The sequence below is a fragment of the Vibrio sp. 1457 genome, from assembly GCF_033340195.1.
Classification (GTDB): domain Bacteria; phylum Pseudomonadota; class Gammaproteobacteria; order Enterobacterales; family Vibrionaceae; genus Vibrio; species Vibrio alginolyticus.
The window spans coordinates 46,103-61,365 of sequence record NZ_JAWOWA010000023.1; the positions used below are offsets into that span (position 1 = coordinate 46,103).

Consider the following 15,263-nt stretch of genomic DNA (forward strand, 5'->3'; position numbering starts at 1 on the left):
TAGTGCTTGATTGGGCTAAGTTTGAACATGTAGCTGGAGAGCATCCTAACGCGCATGCATTTAGTTTTGAAAGCTTATGTAGAGGAATAGTCATTCGACAATTTCGAAATCATGGGCCAATAAAAGAGTTAAAAAATCAACCAGGAGTGGAGTTCCATCTTGAGCTTGATTGTGATGACCCAAGATTGGGAACAAAAGGGTTAAAGGTTGGATGGCAATGCAAATGGTTCCAATATAAGAGTGACGGTGGCTTAACTACCGGGGCAAAGAGCCAGATTAAACACTCGCTGGATACAACGAAAAAATACTTACCAGATTTAAATGTATGGATTCTTTGGACACACAAAACCTTAGCGAAGGCTGACCAAACTTGGTTCTATGATTTACAAACAAAATATGGCTTTACATTACATCTTTGGAATGAAAACGACTTAGAGTCTTATCTCTCAGGCCCAGCAACAGAGTTAAGGGCTAGTTATTTTGGAGAGCTGGCTTTAACACCAGATATGTTAAATGAACAGCATACGAATTCAGTGGCTCCGATTAGAAATCGTTGGATTCATGAAGTTCATCAATCTACGGGCGTAGAGAGAGATATAAGAAGAGTGCTCGGTGAACCTAGCGCATGGTCTGATATATATGCTGCGAAAGTTAAACTAGACGGTTATTTGTCAACTATTTCTGAGTTATCGAGGCATAAGGATTATGTAGATCTTTCGTCTGGTCTAGAAGAATTTATAGCCTTTTGTAAACAGGTTATATTTAGCTGTAAGGTCTTTGAGTCTACAGTGTCAGGCAGAGAAATAGGTAGAATTGCGAACTTTGCTCAATCTTCAGAGCAGACAAAAAACATAAGTCAGTTACTAAGGTTAACAAGAAGGCAGAACCTACCGCTTTCTCTTTATTTGACCAATGCGAATGCAGTTATCAAAGATATCAAAAAGCTGTTGTCAGAAGCTGTAGAACTGTTTTCTCATCAACTAGTAGCTGTTATTGGTAAAGCTGGCAGAGGTAAAACACAATTAGCTGCTGAAGTTACAAGCCAAAATGATGACAGGCTAGCTGGAATACTTCTTCATGGAAAAAAACTTCGTAAGGGGGGAACGCTTGATTCTCTGGTTCAAAATATGTCCTTTGCCTCTAACGAAGTTAGATCGTTTGAATTGTTGCTTTCAGCTATAGATTCGGCGGGAGAAAGAAATCGTTGTCGAGTTCCAATAGTTATTGATGGATTAAATGAGGCTGAAGACCCAAGAGAATGGAAGAACTTATTGGCAAGCATAGAGACTGTATTACCTCGATATCCAAATGTAGTTCTCGTCTGTACATTGCGAGATGGTTATCAGTCTCGGAAACATGTCGGTGCTGTCAGAGCTAATAGTTCATCAAGAGAAGGGTTTGCACAGCAAGCGCTCCCCAATGATTGCTTTGAGTTACTGTTAAAAGGGTTTAGTGACGAAGTAACTGTCCAAGCTATAGGTGCATACTTTAGATATTATAAGATTAGTGCTAATCCAATAGCGGCTCCGCAAAGTTTCTTCAGTCATCCTTTAAACTTGAAAATCTTTTGTGAAGTTATGAATCGCCCAAGGAAGACTTGTGTGGTGGTTCAAAGTTTTCCGTCATCCATATACTCATTGTTTAAAGAGCAAGTCACACATATCGGACAAACTATCTCTGAAATGACTAACCTGTCTATCAGATACACAATTACTGAGGTAGAAAACGCAGTCTACTACTTAGGCGAAGCTCTGTGGGAAGCAAACGGTAGAGGTGTTTTAGAAACAGACTTTTTGCGGAAGTATAATCCACAGTCGACAGATTGGGACAGTAATATTGTCAACTTGCTATCTCAAGAAGGTTTGATATTCAGAGATCTGGTTCGTCGTGGAGAATATCGCTTAAGCCCAGCGTATGATCGACTAGGTGGATACATTATAGCTTTCTATTTAATGGAGCACTATTGTCTAAATCGAGACGTATCGCTATTTAGTTCACAAGGTTTTTTAGCGAAAATTTTCGAAGATGTGACTTTACAGCATGAGCTGTCAGAGGACATCCTACATGCACTTGTCGCTATTGCACCGCAGTATAATCTGCCACACATTTGGCAAATAGTTCCTTCAACATACAAAAACGAAGTTTTAAGTTTGTCGCATTTGATTGAACCTAATTTCATTTGTGATGAAACAGTATGCGAATTGAAAAACTTAATACTTAATGAAGGGTTGAAACAAAAATATATTGAATCTTTAGGAGACGTACGATTCGCAATATCTCACCCTCTAAACGCAAAGTTTCTAAGTGATATATTGTTAGACATGTCTATGGTGGACAGAGATCTTTCATGGGGAGAGTACTTTCGAAGAAACCATGATGAATTGATAAAAGGCATTCGATTTAGGGCTGAATGTTGGAAAAATAGAGAGTTTTCAGATCCAGAAATAGAAAAACTAAGGCTAATTACAACAATTTGGTTCCTTAACTCAGTCGTAACTGAGCTAAGAGATGTTTCAACTGAGGCTTTAGTCTACTATGGAGTGCATAACACTAAGAGTTTCCTAGAAATAGTCAAACCTATTCTAGTGGCTGATGATGAATATATATTAGAGCGGATAATTGCAGCATGTTACTCAATAGTCAGTATTTCTTTGGATAAATCTGAAAACTTAGGTGAGATAGAGGCGTTCAGCAAACACATAGTAGCTGTTTTTTTCAGCCATGATTCGAAGTACGCTACAACCAACATATTGGTTAGAGAATATGCCTCATGTCTAGTGAAGCGTGCGAGTTTGGAATCTCAAATTAATATTAGTGAATCAGAAGTTAAAGCAGCTACTGAACCTTTTGAACAAATGCCCAGAAGTGAATGGAATGAAGAAATAACTGATGGTATGAGCGGGCATTTATCTCCTCTTAAAATGGATTTTGAGAACTATACTATTGGTCGTTTGGTTAAAGATCGTAGCAATTACGACTATGAACATGAGGCTTATGCGAAAATTCGTAATCAGATACTATGGAAAGTATATGATTTGGGGTGGAGCGAGGACAAATTTGGCAACTTAGACAATCAAATTTCTTCGAGCGGTTATCACCGGAGACACGAAACAAAAAAAGTAGAGCGCTATGGCAAAAAGTACTCTTGGATAGCGTACTACCAAATGGCAGGAAAACTACTCGATTCGGAACAGTTGGAGTTCTGGGGGGGAAGGTTTATAGAAGGAATTGACCCTTTCTTTCCTAGTAAAAGGTTAAAAATCTACCCTCTTAGTGAAAAAATGTACTTAGGCGATGAAGGGTTAACTACAGAAGAATGGATTAACTATTCGGAAGATCCGAATCTGGTTCATCTCAGCGATTGTGCAAGTTCTGAAAATGAAAATTTGATTTTGGTTGATGCATTTATAGTCGAGGAATCTGAGGAATTAAATCGTCATTTCTATGCTTCTGTAAACTCCTTTTTAGTTTTCGATGAGTCGTTGAAAGACTTTGATTTTGATAGCGAGGAATCTAGCAAATTGGAGTTCCCCGAAATCGCCAAATTATCTGATGTTTATTTGGGAGAGCTTTATAGCTCGTGGAGTAAAAGCCTTGAACCCCAAGTTATCAAGGAAGAAGATGGTGAAGAAGAAATAGAAGTTGAATCAAACGTGTTCTTTGATGGAAGTGCTTTTGTAAGAACATCTGGAACACATACAATGACTGTTCCTAAATATAAGGAGCATTCGCTTAAAGATTTTATCATCGAATATAGTTCGGAACATTCAAGTGGTAGTTTTTCTATGCCGATGCTAGCTGCTAGTTTTGTTAAAGAGCATGCGCTTAAGTTTGACTGTGAGCGGCTTTGTTACTTCAAAGACGGACAACAAATCTCAAAGTATATAGTTGAAGATCTAGACGGATACTCTAACTCTCGGAAAAGATTCTACTTGGATAAAGAATTCTTAACTGCTGCACTGAAATCTAGTGGCTTAAGAATAATAACTCGGATTAAGGGTGAAAGAAGAGTTTCTGACGTCGGGTATAGTGGGGATTTTGCGTACAAAGATTTTGAAAGTATAGACTTTCTGAGAGCTAATTATTGATTGGAAAGGGAATGCGTAACACATTCCCTCTGTTATTTTTAGTGGATGAACAAAAATGGGCACTAAGATCGAGGTTTTGCCGTACCTCAGGTAATCCGTTAAATTCTAATTTAGCAAAGTCACTGACACGTTTCTGTCCAAAACCTTCACCGGATGAATTTTTACCCGTGGCATTTTCCAACTCAAAAATGCCCCAAAACAATTCAGATCAAAAGTTCTCGCTCACTTAGTTCACAGTACTTTCCCCTATCAAAAGTTATCCGAAGGAGTTTGGGTAGCAGCATTTTTCTGAAATTATAAGGCATCATGCAATCTAACCTCCGTTAACTTTCATTAACCTATTGATTACACGTTGATGGGGTATTAAAAAGGTTGCATCATAGGAATATGAAAGACGGCTAAAAGCCGCATAGAAAGCGTTATGTGCTTTCTCTAAAACTCACCAGGTTCACCAAAACTTTTTTCTAGCTGGCCGCATCGCTTATTTTGAATTAGCACCCTTTAAAATGCCATTTTGATGCCTTATCTTGGCTAAAACGGGGTGTTTTAAGTGTCTGTTTTTATTGGTTTTGTTTTTGTTGAGAACTTTCAGGTAAATGGTAGTCTTCAAATCAAATGTTTTTTGGAGCTACAGCATGGAAAAATCAAAGCAATTATATAATCAAGTGAACTTCTCACATCAGGACTTGCAAGAACATATCTTTAGCAATTGTACTTTTATACATTGTAATTTTAAGCGCTCAAACCTTCGAGATACACAGTGTCAGCGCCGATGTAAAAATGACCCACTAACGCCGATTTAAAATTGACCCACTTGAGGCAAACTATCCGTTCGTAAATGGACAAAGCGGCGGATTATGATCAATCAGGAGCAACTAGTGGAAATACATGTTTTACATCAGCAAGGGTGCAGCATCCGCCGTATCGCCAAGGATTTGGGTATCTCAAGGAATACCGTTCGTAACTATCTCCGTGATAGAAGCAAAGCCCTCGTGTACCCCGAGCGTCAATCGCGACCAACTAAACTTCAGCCATACCATGACTACTTGCGTACTCGCATTGACGCAGCAAAACCGTATTGGATACCAGCAACAGTCCTACTTCGTGAATTAAAAGCGCTTGGCTATGAGGGCGGTATAACGATGCTCAAGGAGCACATCAAGCAATACAAACCTAGCACGCCAGTCGACCCTGTGGTTCGATTCGAGACAAAGCCTGGTGAGCAGATGCAGGTCGACTTCACTACCATCACGCATTACGGCGTACGTGTTAAAGCCTTCGTTGCAACGCTTGGTTATAGCAGAGCGACCTTCGTTCGCTTTTGCGAGCGAGAGCGACAAGAAGACTGGGTTGAAGGTCTTGAAGAAGCGTTTGAATACTTCGGTGGCGTACCCAAAGAAGTTCTCTTCGATAATGCAAAAGCCATCATGATAGAACGAGATGCTTACGGTGAAGGTGAACACCGATGGAATCCTATGTTGCTCACTGCCGCTAAGAAGTACAACTTCAAACCAAGAGCTTGCCGCCCTTATCGCGCAAAGACCAAAGGGAAAGTGGAGCGATTTAACTCTTACTTGAAAAGTAGCTTCGTTACTCCGCTTGCAGCGACACTCAAACAACACGGACTTAAAGTCACCGTCGATGTTCTTAATGGGCATATCGGCGCGTGGTTAGAAACCGTCGCTCACCAACGGATCCACGGTACGACGGGTACAAAGCCTCAAGTTCTCTTAGATGAAGAGCGCTTTACACTTCAACCCCTCCCGTCACCGACACGCCTAATGGTACCGCTAACAATGGGTGATAATGTAATGCCAGTTGAGAGCTTCCAACACCCACTCTCAACCTATGACGCGCTGTTGGAGGTACGAGTATGAACCTTCAAATGAATCGCATCGAAGCGGCCTGTGCAGCGCTGAAGTTACAAGCTATAGGTCAGGACTGGCCAAGACTGGCAGAAGTCGCTAATAGTCGTGAGTTCAGCCTAGCCGATTACTTAGAGTCACTTCTCAACGCAGAGCTTGATGCGAGAGCTGAACGCACAAGAGCCACGCTGACCAAATTCGCCAGCTTCCCTATGGAGAAAACATTCGATGACTATGACTTCAAGTTCGCAACAGGCGCTCCAAGAAAACAGCTTAAGGAGCTAACAGGGTTAGCCTTTATTGAGCGAAAGGAAAACGTGATATTACTTGGCCCAAGTGGCGTTGGTAAAAGCCACCTTGCTGTGAGCCTTGGTCAAATAGCGGTTCAAAAGGGGCTAAAGACACGCTTCATCACAGCAGCAGACTTAATGCTTCAACTGTCTACAGCAAAAACTCAAGGCAAGCTTGAAAGCTACCTAAGACGAAGCGTGCTCGCTCCAAAGCTTCTTATCGTCGATGAAATCGGATATCTACCGTTCGGCAGAGAAGAGGCGAACTTGTTCTTCAACGTCATCGCTAAAAGATACGAGCAAGGCAGCATTATCGTGACCAGTAACTTGCCGTTCTCTCAATGGTCAAATGCGTTCGCCGACGATACGACACTGACGGCGGCGTTACTGGATAGACTTCTTCATCACTCGCACATCGTACAAATCAGTGGAGAAAGCTATCGATTACGAGGAAAGAAGGCGGCTGGAACCATACCAACGGTTCTAGAGAATCTATCTGAAAGTAGAAGTTAATTACGTGGGTGGGTCAGTTTTACTTCGGCGATAACGTCGATAAGTGGGTCAATTTTAAACTGGCGTTGACAACAGTTCATTAACTGTACTTTCATAGAGCAGGGGGCACTGGAAGGGTGCGATTTTTCTTATGCTGATCTTCGAGATGCTTCATTTAAAGATTGTCAGCTTTCAATGTCCCATTTTAAGGGGGCAAATTGCTTTGGTATTGAACTGAGAGATTGTGATCTTAAAGGGGCAAATTTTAGCCAAGTTAGTTTTGTAAATCAGGTTTCGAATAAAATGTACTTTTGCTCTGCATACATAACAGGTTGTAACTTATCCTATGCCAATTTTGAGCAGCAGCTTATTGAAAAATGTGACCTGTTCGAAAATAGATGGATTGGTGCAAATCTTCGAGGCGCTTCATTTAAAGAATCAGATTTAAGTCGTGGCGTTTTTTCAGAAGACTGCTGGGAACAGTTTAGAGTACAAGGCTGTGATTTAAGTCATTCAGAGCTTTATGGTTTAGATCCTCGAAAGATTGATCTTACAGGTGTAAAAATATGCTCGTGGCAACAGGAGCAGTTACTGGAGCAATTAGGGGTAATCATTGTTCCTGACTAAGCGCAAGATTCGGCTACGCACATAACAAAGCGTTTAAGACAGATTCGCAACGCTGGGCATTTTCGGTTTGCTTTGAATTTAGTGTTTACGGCACAATGGTTTAGGTTGGGTGGCATGTTGCTCACTACTTAACGCGGCGTTAGCTTAAAACATTAAAAATCAGTTGTTTGTGGTTTTTCTTTCTTCCTTCGGCCATTCGCTCTGGTTCCACGGCAAATCCACATTGTTTGTCAACATGAGTTTCGAACAGTTGCCTCAATTGAGTTTTGGGACTGCGCGAGGTTCGCCAGTTTGGTGCAAAGTCGCTTTGGAGGTTTTGTTTTAGCTTTGAATTTTCCGAAAGTGATTTATCAAAATTTTCGGGTTTTCAAATCGCATGAAAGGCCACAAAGTTTGAGCCAATTCGGGTTTCAAAGCTTAAGTGGTTTGTTGATTTTCCAAATCGGTTTAATCTCAGGCTTGGTAAATCTAAGGTGCTGAAATTTAAGCTAACAAACTGCTTAAGCGGGATTCGCAATGCGTGGCATTTTCAGCATGCGGTGAGTTTTGTGATTAAGGCGGTGTGCAGTGGCTCTTGCAGTGCATTGCTCACCCCTTAGCAGGGCGTTAGCCCTCAGGAGGAAAAATGAAAATATCCATTATGGCAGCTGTTTCCGAGAATGGAGTAATTGGCTCTGGATTGGATATACCTTGGCATGTATATGGTGAGCAGCTCCTGTTCAAAGCTATGACTTACAATCATTGGCTTTTAGTCGGTCGTAAAACTTTCGACTCAATGGGTAAACTTCCCAATAGGAAATATGCTGTGGTTACTCGCTCAGAAATGGTCTCGAATGATCCAGATGTTATTTATTTCACCAGCATTGAATCGGCATTATCTTACTTAGACAATACGACAACACATGTCTTTGTTTCTGGTGGTGGTGAAATTTACAAAGCATTAATCGAACAAGCAGATGTTATCCATCTTTCAGTGATTCATAAGCACATCTCTGGCGACGTGTTTTTCCCTTCAGTTCCACAGAGTTTCAAACAAACATTTGAGCAAAGTTTCAGTTCAAATATTGATTACACGTACCAAATTTGGGCAAAGGGCTAACAAACTGTTTAAGAGGGATTCACAACGCGTGGCATTTTTACTATGCGTTGGTTTTAGTGGTTAAGGCGGTATGCGGAAGCTTCGGTATTGCGTTGCTCACCCCTTAACAGGGCGTTAGAGCACTCCTAGTAAAGTAACATAGAGTTAACAAAATAATGTTAGATAAATTAGTTGGTAAGGTTATTAATTTCAAAGCGGTCACTAAAACCAAGGTACAGTTTGAATTAAGTGAAAATAATTGTGTAATCGAACTTCAAGTATCTGATGCTTGGGTTATTAATCGTAATGATGAAGTTACTGTTGTCGGCGAGCGGGACTCAAAAACAGGTAAGTTTATTGCCTATGCTTACAATAACCACACAAAGGGAGTATTTGGTAAGTATGATGCCCAAGTAGTAGGTGGATGGTTGTTTGTTGTTATTGGGCTATTCTTTTTTTGGGCTATTTTTCCACTGTTCTTACATGTTCCTGCAGGAATCAAACAGATTTCGCTTGGGAAAAAAGTTAACGAAGCTTTTGACTTGGTGACACAGAGCAAAGTGCTCTAACAAAGCATTTAAGAGTGATTCGCAACGCGTGACTCTGTAACGAAAATCACCTCCCCCTATTGATTAATGTATACCAATTTCATAGAACCACTTGAAGATGTATACATTAATCAGAATCCAAATTTATGCCTGAGCCACACTCAAAATCGGTGTCTATTATTCCTATTATGTTAAACGGGCGAGTTAGCTATCAAAAACAGCCCTTAGAACGCCATCAGAGGCTCTAGGCACGTTTTTAAGCACTTACTATGCCCTACTGACCCAGAAATCGGGCTGAAAGTTTGTGACGCTTTTCAGGCGATTTACAGGGCAAAGATGGCGCTGTTCGTTTGAAACAAAAAACGCCCTCTAAGGGGCGTTTTTCTAGGTTTTATCAAAAAATTAAGTAATTTAAAGATGCAACATTGGGTTCATCTGTTGGTGCAAGATCCGGATAACAAAGATATCGAACTCTCGAACTCGATAAAAAATGGCGTGTTTCTGATGATCATGACGACGTACGCCAGAACGAAGTTCGGAACAATCTCGACCAATGAATGGTGCCTCTGACAGAGTTTGTAAACATTGTTCCATTTCATCGGTGTAGTTGTCGGCTTGCTCTGCGCCAAAATTTAAAAAGGTATATTCGTAGATATCCCCAAAATCGTCTGCTGCTTTTTGGGAAAGTTTATACATGCAGCTTGGCCTTTCTTCTTGCTGCCACTTCTTTTAATGACAAGGAACACTCTCCGCTCGCCTCACCCTCATCGAGCGCTTTTCGCAGTAAGTCTTGTTGATTCTCTTGTTGTTCGAGTAGTCGCAATGCACTTCTCATCACTTCACTTGTTGAGCCATAACGACCTGTTGCGATCATTCTTTCGATAAAACAATCAAGAGATTCTCCGATTGTGACGCTTGTTGTTCTAGCCATAAAATCACCATGTGTTAATTATTAACACACCTAGTATACCTCTTCATTTTCTCTTTTTCGCTAATTGCTTATCACACCATGCCATGAGCTGTTCGGCTTTCAATGTTATTACCCCCAGAGCCAACATACCCAAGATGTAACTCCACCCCAAAGCATTCCCCCAACCCGGTATGTTGTCACTCACCACAATGAAAACAGCGCAAAATGATAATGCTGTAAAAATAACTCGAATAAACATAACAGCCTCTTTCTCATAGATTCTTTTATCCACCTTACCATCAGCGTTTTGTTTCCTAAGTTTGGCTCTTGATCATGCAGCTCAAAAACGCCTAGCGTTCAAAATGCACATCACCGGCCCAGGATAAACTTGCAGTTTATCTTGGGCTAGTGATGCGACAAGCGCAGCGCGTCAGTTCGTGAGGGGCTACTGCCCCTAACCCCGTCAAATTCACTCAAAGCACCGCCCTGTTGCTACGCAATTCAGGCGGTACTTTTCGCAAATTTCGCGAGCCTACTCGCGCTATGTAGAATTTAAAAATTCCACATAGCGCGAGCTTTAATAAGCTTTTATATAATTTCACGCAACAAAAAGCCTGCAACAAAACAATATTGCAGATAAAACGTGAAAATGTCACAATGGAATTTCCATAGCCCACTGCTGCTTATGCAGGAACCTGACCTCTACAACCTCCTTGGTTTGGTCTGCGAAAATCAAATCCGCGCTTAGTCAGAGAACTAAAAAATGATTTTGCCTCAGGGGAGTACGGCCTAGTTAACACCGTACACGTTGGTTTTAATTACTGATACCAACGGTGCTTCTCAAAGCAGCGAAACACAAAAATCAGTACGCACTTCACTGGCGGAAAGTGAACGTGAAAAGGTGTGAACAGTCGGCCTTGCTATACGAAAAAAAGCAAAATTGGCGAACGGCAATGCCGTCTGGATATTTTTACGAAAATATTTAGCTAGTTCTTACGCCCACATCGAGATTTTTATGAGCTTTGATCCAGTAGCAGCGACCGAAGCTGCAAAAAAGACCCGTGCTTTACGCAAAGGCAAAAACTATAAGAAACGCACCTCTAAACTTGAACCGTTCCGTTCTGAAATCGCCAAAATGTACAAGCATGGCGCATCTTTAGAACTGATTGCTCTGCACCTCCAAACTGAACACAAGCAATATGCAGCTCGCAGTACCATCCTCCGATATATCCATTCCATCGGAGTAACACGCAATGGCTAAAGGGCACTTCGCAAAATCAGAAAAACAAGCCGCTTCTGTCATGAAAGAAATGCAGGGGAAAGGTAATGCCATAGAATCGGTGGGAACGGCGAGGAACTACGAACAAGCATTGAAAACCTGTTGCGATTATCTGAAAGAGTTCAAGCTTGGCTCTCTAAGAGAACTAACCCCAGAACAAGCAAAAAACTACATAGAGTTACGCGCTCACGAATGTAAACAAAGCACAATCGACATGGATCGTCAGGCAATACAAACAATGATGCAGCATGTCACACATAAGTTAGAACCCAATCAAACACTATACCCACCCAAAGAGCTTCCTACATCTAAAAAAGAAACTATTGAAAACTCTCGTTCTTACACGCCAGAACAGGTCAATGCGATCATTCAGCACCAAACCGAGCAACATGCACTCTCAACACAACTTTGTCATGAAGCGGGTCTACGCGCTCACGAACTGTACACACTACGACCTTCTGGCGAAGTAAATCCGAGTCCACGGGACGTACACCAAGATAAATTTTCCCAACTCCCCAATGACTCAAAAACCTACACGGTTCAAGGGAAAGGCGGTCTCATTCGTGAAGTTCAAATCCCCAACCATTTGGCAGAAAAGTTAGAAGAACGCAGACTCGATACACCACAGCAACTCTCTGACAGGGGCGTGAATTACGAATCGCATTACAACATAGCAGGAGGACACAAGTTTTCTGATGCGTTCAGCAAAGCGAGTTCTCGCGCTCTTGGGTACTCCAACGGAGCACACGGCTTACGCCATAGCTACGCACAAAACCGCTACGAACAACTGGCTAACCACTTTGAGCGTATCGATGTCATGACGATTATTTCTCAAGAGCTAGGGCATTTCCGCCCCGATATTACAGAGGTATACCTACGATGATTTGGGGATTTTTGACGGTAATTGTTGTGGGATTGGTATTGCTTTTTGCAGCACCATTTCTTGATTTTCTAACTCCCGATAGCACGATTTGGTTAGTAGACTTATCCAACTCAAATGGTCCTATTTTACTAGCACAAGGCGCAAAAACGCTCTGGTACCAATGGCAATCATGGGTTTACATATTCTTGTTTAGCCTCATGACAGCGTTCATTTTAGGTTTAATTTACAACGGCATTCGCACATTCGCAGATGAGTCGTTACTCAAAGCTAAGAAAGAATTAGCTAAAAAAACGAAAGAGATCGAAAACATAAAACGAGAATACCAAGGTCAAGTTGAGAAGGATATCGTAAACAAACACGCCAAAGAAGCGAAACGACTCAACAAGAAAGAAAACGAGATCTACGCTATCAAGCAGCAAACAGAGAACAAGGAAGTGGCGTTACAAAAGCAAATAAGAATAGTCAATCACGCACACCGTCGACAAAACCAACAGACACAGAGTAAGTTAGGTCAAAGAGATCGACTGAGCGCAGAGAAGAAAATAATGGCAGAGTTCTTAGATGAAATAGACTGGAAGTTCACGGATGGAACAAAAATCACGTATACCGCTCTAGCAAGATTAGCAAAGAAACATAGAGGCCATTAATCAGATAACAACCCTAAAAAGGGCTGTTATCTGATATAGCTTGTTTAGTGCCACACATTACAATTTGCCAGTCGACTTCCAACGGAAGTAAGTTCTTCGACTGATACCAAGCTCAACCCAAGGTTCGTTAAGGCTAGGTCTACCTCCACCTTTTGAAACTTTTCCACCCTTAGCACCTTTCTTAGCGTGCCATTGGCTTTTCTTTTCTGGCGTGAATTCTCGATACGTCCAGTTAGCGATCGACTTCGCTATCGCTTTCACTTCTGACACGGGCAAAGGAACATTGAACTGGCTATTCGTACTTTCTACTTTGTCGTAGACGGCTGCATTCCACTTTCTTTTGTAGTTAGGCGCCCAGTATTCCCGAATCGCTCTATATGCCCACTGACGAGTGTTATCGAACAACTCACAGTTACGGCCAAGACCAGACGTTTCGCTACCACGTAACGGGTGGCCTTTCAGATCGAGGTATTCCGCCAGTTCATCGAGTGTGTACTCGTACTCTGTCCAAAACTCATTTTGCCAATGTGGGTGCAGTGGATTTTTCGTCAGTAGTCCTGCGAATCCACGATCCGCTTTCAGACGCTCAATCATCGCGGATTCAATCGCAGCTGCGTAGCGAATAGGTTCACTATGCGCGATATCAGACGTACAGAATGGAACTTTCAAGCGATACGCAATGTGTGCGTGTGCGTTCTCTGGGTTCTTTGAAGTCCAATATGGTGTGGGAAGATCGTTGTCGTACCAAGCCAACACACCGCCTTGTCGATCAATATCAAAGACAAGGTAAGTGACCAACTTCGGTTGGTTCACTTGCAGATATTTTTTCTTAATCGCTGTACTTTTTGGGCGTATGTAAGTGACACCGAGTTCATCGGTGCAATACGGCTTATGAGGAAGCGTCTCGATTAGATCGAGTTGAAATGCGTTTGATTGTTTAGCTTTCACACATAACTGCACTTATGGCGGTTACGTGTGGATTGTCTTTGTCTTTCCATGTGTTAAAATTACCTTAAGCTTTAGCCCTGATAACTCTCCATTCCGCCAAGTTTGAATGAGTTTCGGGGCTTTGTTTTATCTAGAGTTAATCTTACTCCTCAATACCTTACTTCGCAATTTCCCTTCGCTTTTCTTGCTTTCAGGCACAAAAAAGGCCGCTATAGCGACCTTTCGAGAATCATTGTTCTACCGAAACACTGCACTTCGCACAAAGTGACATTACGTTAAATCCCACTCTTCACATTAAGCGACATGTTACCACCTAACATGCCGAATTTATCTTTAAGTCTTTGAATTTATGTTGACCATGAAAGATTAAATGAGCTTAGATCTGAGTAGAAATACGGCTTTTCGCCGTATAGAAAGCGTTATGTGTTTTTCTTGCAAGCGCCATGATTAATCAAAACTTTTTTCTAGCCATGCGGCATGGGTGAATTAAAAAACGGTGCCTTAGAGCGTCAATTTGGCGCCTTATTTTTGCGATTTTAAGTGGTTGTAAGTTGCTGTTTTTAAGGTGTTTATTTTTCTTGAGAACTGGTTGGTAAATGTTAGTCTTCGACTCAAATAGAAAGAGGGCTAGAAAATGGATAAAACAGACCAGTTATATGTACAAGCAGACTTTTCACATCAAGACATGAGTGGTCAGTATTTTAAAAATTGCAAATTTTTCTGCTGTTCCTTTAAACGAGCGAACCTCCGCGATACACAATTTGTAGATTGTTCTTTCATTGAACGAGGTGAATTAGAGGGGTGTGATTTTTCTTACTCGGATCTTAGAGATGCATCTTTTAAAAACTGCAGTCTTTCAATGTCGTATTTCAAAGGTGCAAATTGTTTTGGTATCGAGTTCAGAGAATGCGATTTAAAGGGTGCCAATTTTTCTCAAGCTAGCTTCATGAATCAGGTATCGAACAGAATGTATTTTTGTTCAGCTTATATAACAGGTTGTAATCTTTCATACGCCAACTTTGAAAGGCAGTGTATCGAAAAGTGTGATTTGTTTGAGAATAGATGGATTGGCGCAAATCTGAGTGGTGCATCATTTAAAGAGTCTGATTTAAGTCGGGGAGTATTTTCTGAAGGGTGTTGGAGCCAGTGTAGGTTGCAAGGTTGTGATTTGAGCCACTCGGAGTTGTATGGTTTAGACCCTCGGAAAGTTGACCTTACAGGTGTAAAAATCTGTTCGTGGCAGCAAGAACAACTTTTAGAGCAATTAGGTTTAATAGTAGTTCCTGACTAAATTTGATGGTTTGAACACACACATAACAAACGCCTCAAGAGGGACTGTCAACGCGTGGCGTTTCCAGTCCCAATGAGCCGCTGTGGTTGCAGTTGTTGTGTTTGAGTTTAGTTGTTATGCGTTGCCAGCCCCTTAGGCGGGCGTTAGCCCTCAGGAGGAAAAATGAAAATATCCATTATGGCAGCAGTTTCTGAGAATGGAGTAATTGGCTCTGGATTGGATATACCTTGGCATGTACAAGGTGAGCAGCTCCTGTTCAAAGCTATGACTTACAATCATTGGCTTTTAGTCGGTCGTAAAACTTTCGACTCAATGGG

Annotated in this window: 15 protein-coding genes and 1 pseudogene; 12 read left to right on the plus strand and 4 right to left on the minus strand. The window is 41.6% G+C overall.

Annotated elements, in window-relative coordinates; genetic code table 11:
* Positions 1–2: 2 nt before the first annotated feature.
* The 7 genes and pseudogenes from R7Z41_RS19395 (at position 3) to R7Z41_RS19425 (ending at position 9,009) form a co-directional block, all read left to right on the plus strand.
* Entirely contained in the window at positions 3–4,088 is a 4,086-nt protein-coding gene (locus R7Z41_RS19395; protein WP_101905915.1) for a hypothetical protein, read from the plus strand.
* Between the two features lie 635 nt (positions 4,089–4,723).
* Positions 4,724–4,891 (plus strand): pentapeptide repeat-containing protein, encoded by a 168-nt coding sequence (locus R7Z41_RS19400; protein ID WP_258557324.1) that lies wholly within the window; start codon positions 4,724–4,726, stop codon positions 4,889–4,891.
* Positions 4,892–4,945: 54 nt separating this feature from the next.
* Positions 4,946–5,965: an IS21 family transposase gene (gene istA / locus R7Z41_RS19405; RefSeq protein ID WP_181726412.1), complete on the plus strand. Its 1,020-nt coding sequence runs from the start codon at positions 4,946–4,948 to the stop codon at positions 5,963–5,965.
* A complete protein-coding gene (istB, locus tag R7Z41_RS19410) occupies positions 5,962–6,756 on the plus strand; it encodes an IS21-like element helper ATPase IstB (protein WP_046209544.1) in 795 nt (264 codons plus the stop codon). The genes istA and istB overlap by 4 nt, the downstream gene beginning before the upstream one ends.
* Positions 6,757–6,828: 72 nt before the next feature.
* A pseudogene (locus R7Z41_RS19415) lies at positions 6,829–7,362 on the plus strand (Qnr family pentapeptide repeat protein); the annotation flags it as partial.
* A 625-nt stretch (positions 7,363–7,987) separates the two neighbouring features.
* On the plus strand, positions 7,988–8,461 hold the full coding sequence (dfrA31, locus tag R7Z41_RS19420; RefSeq protein ID WP_318136399.1) for a trimethoprim-resistant dihydrofolate reductase DfrA31: 474 nt from the start codon (positions 7,988–7,990) through the stop codon (positions 8,459–8,461).
* A gap of 155 nt (positions 8,462–8,616) precedes the next feature.
* The gene (locus tag R7Z41_RS19425; RefSeq protein WP_000884724.1) at positions 8,617–9,009 is read left to right on the plus strand and encodes a hypothetical protein; all 393 of its coding nucleotides are present in this window, start codon (positions 8,617–8,619) and stop codon (positions 9,007–9,009) included.
* 390 nt (positions 9,010–9,399) lie between these two features.
* On the opposite strand, the gene R7Z41_RS19430 is transcribed toward R7Z41_RS19425, so the two are convergent.
* From R7Z41_RS19430 to R7Z41_RS19440, 3 genes are read right to left on the minus strand one after another with little or no spacing between them, the layout of a single operon-like run.
* On the minus strand, positions 9,400–9,684 hold the full coding sequence (locus R7Z41_RS19430) for a type II toxin-antitoxin system RelE/ParE family toxin (RefSeq protein WP_012615283.1): 285 nt from the start codon (positions 9,682–9,684) through the stop codon (positions 9,400–9,402).
* Positions 9,677–9,919, minus strand: coding sequence for a type II toxin-antitoxin system ParD family antitoxin (locus tag R7Z41_RS19435; protein ID WP_012615282.1), 243 nt, complete (start codon positions 9,917–9,919; stop codon positions 9,677–9,679). The genes R7Z41_RS19430 and R7Z41_RS19435 overlap by 8 nt, the downstream gene beginning before the upstream one ends.
* Positions 9,920–9,962: 43 nt before the next feature.
* A complete protein-coding gene (locus R7Z41_RS19440; protein WP_225452192.1) occupies positions 9,963–10,190 on the minus strand; it encodes a hypothetical protein in 228 nt (75 codons plus the stop codon).
* 723 nt (positions 10,191–10,913) lie between these two features.
* Between R7Z41_RS19440 and R7Z41_RS19445 the strand changes: the two genes are divergently transcribed.
* From R7Z41_RS19445 to R7Z41_RS19455, 3 genes are read left to right on the plus strand one after another with little or no spacing between them, the layout of a single operon-like run.
* Positions 10,914–11,159 carry a hypothetical protein gene (locus R7Z41_RS19445; RefSeq protein ID WP_169573145.1) on the plus strand — a complete coding sequence of 82 codons (246 nt, stop codon included), beginning with the start codon at positions 10,914–10,916 and terminating at the stop codon, positions 11,157–11,159.
* On the plus strand, positions 11,152–12,060 hold the full coding sequence (locus R7Z41_RS19450) for a tyrosine-type recombinase/integrase (protein WP_102137292.1): 909 nt from the start codon (positions 11,152–11,154) through the stop codon (positions 12,058–12,060). Before R7Z41_RS19445 ends, R7Z41_RS19450 begins: the two co-directional genes overlap by 8 nt.
* A complete protein-coding gene (locus tag R7Z41_RS19455; RefSeq protein WP_102137293.1) occupies positions 12,057–12,707 on the plus strand; it encodes a hypothetical protein in 651 nt (216 codons plus the stop codon). Before R7Z41_RS19450 ends, R7Z41_RS19455 begins: the two co-directional genes overlap by 4 nt.
* A gap of 57 nt (positions 12,708–12,764) precedes the next feature.
* Here R7Z41_RS19455 and R7Z41_RS19460 read toward each other — a convergent pair whose 3' ends face one another.
* The gene (locus tag R7Z41_RS19460; RefSeq protein ID WP_012615284.1) at positions 12,765–13,655 is read right to left on the minus strand and encodes a replication initiation protein; all 891 of its coding nucleotides are present in this window, start codon (positions 13,653–13,655) and stop codon (positions 12,765–12,767) included.
* 634 nt (positions 13,656–14,289) lie between these two features.
* Between R7Z41_RS19460 and R7Z41_RS19465 the strand changes: the two genes are divergently transcribed.
* Both R7Z41_RS19465 and R7Z41_RS19470 read left to right on the plus strand, forming a co-directional pair.
* A complete protein-coding gene (locus tag R7Z41_RS19465; RefSeq protein WP_000361705.1) occupies positions 14,290–14,946 on the plus strand; it encodes a quinolone resistance pentapeptide repeat protein QnrVC5 in 657 nt (218 codons plus the stop codon).
* Between the two features lie 162 nt (positions 14,947–15,108).
* Positions 15,109–15,263, plus strand: a 155-nt coding sequence (locus R7Z41_RS19470) for a dihydrofolate reductase (protein ID WP_276465584.1), incomplete at its 3' end; no start/stop codon positions are given.